At 41.8% G+C, this 5,280-nt stretch carries 4 protein-coding genes, 5 tRNA genes and 3 rRNA genes; 11 read left to right on the top strand and 1 reads right to left on the bottom strand.

Features of this window, described 5'->3' with window-relative positions; translation table 11 throughout:
- The 6 genes from AB204_RS12840 to birA all read left to right on the top strand — a co-directional run.
- A 23S ribosomal RNA gene (locus AB204_RS12840) occupies nucleotides 1-562 on the top strand; the annotation flags it as partial.
- An 84-nt stretch (nucleotides 563-646) separates the two neighbouring features.
- Nucleotides 647-762: ribosomal RNA gene (gene rrf / locus AB204_RS12835) — 5S ribosomal RNA — on the top strand.
- 49 nt (nucleotides 763-811) lie between these two features.
- Nucleotides 812-887: transfer RNA gene (locus tag AB204_RS12830), tRNA-Thr, on the top strand.
- A 34-nt stretch (nucleotides 888-921) separates the two neighbouring features.
- Nucleotides 922-1,037 (top strand): 5S ribosomal RNA (gene rrf, locus AB204_RS12825).
- A 177-nt stretch (nucleotides 1,038-1,214) separates the two neighbouring features.
- Nucleotides 1,215-2,255, top strand: coding sequence for a UDP-N-acetylmuramate dehydrogenase (murB, locus tag AB204_RS12820; RefSeq protein ID WP_047963764.1), 1,041 nt, complete (start codon nucleotides 1,215-1,217; stop codon nucleotides 2,253-2,255).
- Nucleotides 2,252-3,214, top strand: coding sequence for a bifunctional biotin--[acetyl-CoA-carboxylase] ligase/biotin operon repressor BirA (gene birA, locus AB204_RS12815; RefSeq protein ID WP_047963763.1), 963 nt, complete (start codon nucleotides 2,252-2,254; stop codon nucleotides 3,212-3,214). The genes murB and birA overlap by 4 nt, the downstream gene beginning before the upstream one ends.
- Nucleotides 3,215-3,248: 34 nt before the next feature.
- On the opposite strand, the gene coaA is transcribed toward birA, so the two are convergent.
- Complete coding sequence (gene coaA, locus AB204_RS12810) at nucleotides 3,249-4,199, bottom strand: type I pantothenate kinase (RefSeq protein WP_047963762.1); 951 nt, start codon at nucleotides 4,197-4,199, stop codon at nucleotides 3,249-3,251.
- Between the two features lie 425 nt (nucleotides 4,200-4,624).
- Between coaA and AB204_RS12800 the strand changes: the two genes are divergently transcribed.
- The 5 genes from AB204_RS12800 to AB204_RS12780 all read left to right on the top strand — a co-directional run.
- Nucleotides 4,625-4,700: transfer RNA gene (locus AB204_RS12800), tRNA-Thr, on the top strand.
- Between the two features lie 15 nt (nucleotides 4,701-4,715).
- A tRNA-Tyr gene (locus tag AB204_RS12795) sits at nucleotides 4,716-4,800 on the top strand.
- Nucleotides 4,801-4,900: 100 nt separating this feature from the next.
- Nucleotides 4,901-4,975, top strand: a tRNA-Gly gene (locus AB204_RS12790).
- A gap of 6 nt (nucleotides 4,976-4,981) precedes the next feature.
- Nucleotides 4,982-5,057: transfer RNA gene (locus tag AB204_RS12785), tRNA-Thr, on the top strand.
- A 106-nt stretch (nucleotides 5,058-5,163) separates the two neighbouring features.
- On the top strand, nucleotides 5,164-5,280 hold a 117-nt coding region (locus tag AB204_RS12780), incomplete at its 3' end, for a GTP-binding protein (RefSeq protein WP_047963760.1).

Genomic DNA, 5,280 nt, shown 5'->3' with positions numbered 1-5,280 from the left:
TTGACTGCGAGAGTGACAGCTCGAGCAGGTACGAAAGTAGGTCTTAGTGATCCGGTGGTTCTGTATGGAAGGGCCATCGCTCAACGGATAAAAGGTACTCCGGGGATAACAGGCTGATACCGCCCAAGAGTTCATATCGACGGCGGTGTTTGGCACCTCGATGTCGGCTCATCACATCCTGGGGCTGAAGTAGGTCCCAAGGGTATGGCTGTTCGCCATTTAAAGTGGTACGCGAGCTGGGTTTAGAACGTCGTGAGACAGTTCGGTCCCTATCTGCCGTGGGCGTTGGAAGATTGAAAGGGGCTGCTCCTAGTACGAGAGGACCGGAGTGGACGCACCACTGGTGTTCGGGTTGTCATGCCAATGGCATTGCCCGGTAGCTAAGTGCGGCAGAGATAACCGCTGAAAGCATCTAAGCGGGAAACTTGCCTTGAGATGAGTCTTCCCTTGTCCCTTGAGGACACTAAAGGAACGTTCGAGACGAGGACGTGGATAGGCTGGGTGTGTAAGCGTTGCGAGACGTTGAGCTAACCAGTACTAATGAACCGTGCGGCTTAACCTGACAACACCGAAGGTGTTTTGGGCGTGCGAGAGTAACAGTTTCAACTACAGAGAACAGCTTGTTCGGGATTGAATACAGGATTTGTCTGGCGGCAATAGCGCGGTGGTCCCACCTGACCCCATGCCGAACTCAGCAGTGAAACGCCGTAGCGCCGATGGTAGTGTGGGGTCTCCCCATGTGAGAGTAGGGCACTGCCAGACATCAATTTATAAGTGTTGCCCATTTGGCAACACTTTTTATTCAGCATTTGCTGATATGGCTCAGTTGGTAGAGCACACCCTTGGTAAGGGTGAGGTCCCCAGTTCGAATCTGGGTATCAGCACCATGAATAATATGTTCGGCAAATAAAACAGAATTTGCTTGGCGGCAATAGCGCGGTGGTCCCACCTGACCCCATGCCGAACTCAGTAGTGAAACACCGTAGCGCCGATGGTAGTGTGGGGTCTCCCCATGTGAGAGTAGGGAACTGCCAAGCTTTAATACCAAGCCAAAAGGCCACTCAAATGAGTGGCCTTTTGCATTTCTAACACTTTTGCATTTCTAACACTTTTGTATTTCTATCAACAGATAGGTATTAGAAAACGACCTACTTATCTTTCAAATGCAGAGTCTGATAGACTACGGCTCAAATTATCTATTGAGCTTGAAGTTAATGTCTGTCTGTCAATCTACCCAACTAAAAGCGTTTAATACATTTGGCGTTTCAGCCTATGCCGATCATATTGATACAGCAGCCTCTGTTGAATCACTTCTGTTCTTATGGCAAAAAGCGATGGGAAAAAATCATCCCACTCTACTGCTGGGAGGAGGAAGTAATGTTCTCTTCACCGAAAATTTTAAAGGTACTGTGATTCTGAATCGTATTCTTGGTATCGATATAAACGAGTCAGAGACTGCATGGTATATCCATGTCGGCGCAGGAGAAAATTGGCATAATCTGATTACTTATTTATTCAAGAAACAGATTTATGGTTTAGAAAATTTAGCATTAATTCCAGGAAATGTAGGTTCTGCCCCTATTCAGAATATTGGAGCATATGGAGTTGAATTTAAACACGTCTGTGAATATGTGGATGTTGTTGAATTGAAAACTGGTAACTCTATTCGTTTGATGGCAAATGAATGCGAATTTGCGTATAGAGACAGCATCTTCAAGCATAAATATAAAGATGATTATGCTATTACAGCAGTTGGCTTATGTTTGAATAAGGCATGGGAACCAATATTAACTTATGGTGGTTTGGCACAGTTCTCACGAGAAGAGGTGACTCCAGAGGAAATATTTAATGCTGTATGTGAAATGCGCCAAAGTAAATTACCTGATCCTGTGGTGATCGGTAATGCGGGAAGTTTCTTCAAGAATCCAATTGTACCGCCTGAATTGGCGCAAAAAATCAAATCTGAATATCCGGATTGTCCTCAATATCATCATAATGAATATAGTGTAAAGATTGCTGCAGGATGGCTTATCGATCAATGTCATTTGAAAGGTTATTCTATTGGTGATGCTGCTGTGCATACACAGCAAGCTCTTGTATTAATTAATACAGGAAATGCAAAGGGGCAGGACATTATTGCTCTGGCTGCACATGTGCGTAACAAAGTAGCAGAAAAATTTAATATTTTATTAGAGCCTGAAGTACGCTTCATTGGCAGTGAAGGTGAGATAGACGCAGTGGAATGTATTTCATGAAAGATATTAGTACTCCGTTAAAATTAATTAAAGTATTGTCTAATGGCGAGATTCACTCAGGACAGCAACTTGGGCAAGAATTGGGAATGAGTCGAGCGGGGATTAATAAACACATCCAGACCATTCGCGAATGGGGCGTGGAAATTTTAACGCTTCCGGGGAAAGGTTATCGTTTTCCTGCTCCAATGAACCTTCTTGATAAAGATGTTATTACAAATTATCACCCAAGTGACCGGATTGAAGTTATACCTGTTATTGATTCTACAAATCAATATTTGTTAGACAAGTTATCAGAGCTCGCTTCTGGTGATGCCTGTGTTGCAGAGTATCAATATGCTGGCCGGGGGCGTCGTGGTAGACAGTGGGTTTCTGCTTTTGGCAGAAATTTATATCTGTCTATGTATTGGCGCTTGGAACAAGGACCTGCTGCTGCAATTGGTTTAAGTTTGGTCGTTGGAATTGTAATTGCAGAAGTTCTTAATCGTCAGGGAGCCCATGAGAGAGTAAAAGTAAAATGGCCAAATGATTTATATTTGGACGATAAAAAACTTGCGGGAATACTAGTCGAATTGACGGGAAAAACCGGTGACGCTGCTCAGATCGTTATCGGAATAGGTATGAATATTTCGATGAGTAGTGAGCAACAGAAATCCATTAATCAACGTTGGACTAATTTACAGCAAGCAGGAATGACAGTTGAGCGGAATAAATTGATTGCTGAAATCATTTCTGAGCTTAAAGAAACACTAACTCAATTTGAAAACGAAGGATTATCACCTTTTATTCCTAGGTGGCTTAAGTTAGATAATTTTATTAATCGTCCAGTGAAATTAATTATTGGTGAGCAGGAAATTCATGGAATAGCCCGTGGAATTGATCAACAAGGAGCACTCTTACTTGATATTAATGGTGTTATTACACCTTACATTGGCGGTGAAATATCCTTGAGGGGCTGTTGAGTGTTAAAGCCGGAAATATTTCCGGCTGTTTGCTTTATTTTCTCAATCTGACATTTTCAATTGTGTGGTTGATACCTTTCGTCATAATCAAGCTAGCACGCTCCCTTGTTGGTAAAATATTTTGTTGTAAGTTCAATCCGTTAATTTCCCGCCAAATACTAGATGCAACTTTTATCGCTTCTTCTGTCGTGAGCTTGGAATAATTGTGGAAATAAGAATCTGGATCAGCAAAGGCACCTTGTCTAAACTTGAGAAAACGGCTGACATACCATTGCTCAAGTAATTCTTCTGAAGCATCAACATAAATAGAAAAGTCAACAAAATCAGATACAAAAACATGGTGTGGCTCATGCGGATAATCCATGCCACTTTGTAGTACATTCAAGCCTTCAAGGATCAGAATATCCGGTTTCTCTATGATAATTTGTTCATTAGGAACAATGTCATAACTCAGGTGAGAATATACGGGAGCAGTGACTTTTTCAGCGCCTGATTTGATATCTGAAACGAATTTGACTAAGTTGCGCATATCATAGGATTCAGGGAATCCTTTCTTTTTCATTAAGCCACGTTCATTCAATACATTATTAGAGTGCAAAAAGCCGTCTGTTGTTACTAGCTTAACACGGCGATGTTCAGGCCAGCGGCTTAGCAATGCTTGTAATAAGCGTGCAGTGGTACTTTTTCCCACAGCAACGCTGCCAGCAATACCAATAACGTACGGTATTTTTTGTTCATCTGTTCCTAAAAACTGTTCAAGAACAGCTTGCCGTCGTAAATTGGAGCTTATATAAAAATTGAGTAGGCGTGATAATGGAAGATAGATTTCAATCACTTCATCTATTGAAATTTCTTCATTAATGCCTTTTAAAGCGGCGACTTCGTCTTCTGTTAATGTCAATGGCACTGAGTCACGCAATGTTGCCCAATGTTCACGATCAAATTGTAAATATGGGGTCGTTAAAAAAGATTCTTTATTATTCATAAGCCAACATTTGCCTGTCTATGTAGGTTGGACAGGTTGTTGAGAACAGCCGTATCCGACAAAAAATAAATCTCATCATATCGATTGCGTTATCACAGGCGTAGAATTTTTTATGATTTTAGTAAGTTTTTTGATGGGAAATGCAAAAATGTAAAAAAAATGTTCCAGTTCAACAGATGATTTCGGTGGTCATCCTTCGTTTTTAAAAGAAAAAATCAAGGTGACGCAAAAAATTTGTAAGAAATGATCAGCAAATGCATTTTGATATTCCTTCTCTACAAATTTTTTGTTTAATGTTTGTTCTAAAGTTATTGAAAAAAACATCAATATCATCAAAAATGTTTGTTTTATGAGCGAAAGAACAAAAAAAGCAATTTTTTTGTTGCATCGAAAGCCAACACTACCTAGAATGCGCAGCACTTGATGCCGGCATAGCTCAGTTGGTAGAGCAACTGACTTGTAATCAGTAGGTCCCGAGTTCGACTCTTGGTGCCGGCACCATTAAAAATTTGGAAAGGTGGGGTTCCCGAGCGGCCAAAGGGAGCAGACTGTAAATCTGCCGTCACAGACTTCGAAGGTTCGAATCCTTCCCCCACCACCATTAACCAGTTTTCATCTTGAGTGTTCTGCTCGAGTTATACTCTAGACAAAATACTTGAGATACAATGTACAGCTGATTAAAGTCAGGTAGCCGAGTTCACGCGGGCATCGTATAATGGCTATTACCTCAGCCTTCCAAGCTGATGATGCGGGTTCGATTCCCGCTGCCCGCTCCAAGATGTGCTGATATAGCTCAGTTGGTAGAGCACACCCTTGGTAAGGGTGAGGTCGGCAGTTCGAATCTGCCTATCAGCACCACCTTTCCTGTTCTGCCTCCTGATTTTCTTCCTGTAAATATCTAACAAGCAAATTGCTTGGTTGATGTGGTGAAACCACCGATTCCGTGTCTTAGAGGAACAACCTAATGTCTAAAGAAAAGTTTGAACGTTCAAAACCGCACGTTAACGTTGGTACTATTGGCCACGTTGACCACGGTAAAACTACCCTGACTGCTGCAATCACCACTGTTCTGGCGAAAACT

The organism is Xenorhabdus khoisanae, from assembly GCF_001037465.1.
Lineage (GTDB): Bacteria > Pseudomonadota > Gammaproteobacteria > Enterobacterales > Enterobacteriaceae > Xenorhabdus > Xenorhabdus khoisanae.
Note: the sequence above shows the minus strand (reverse complement) of the source record. Positions and strands in the feature narration are given on the sequence as shown.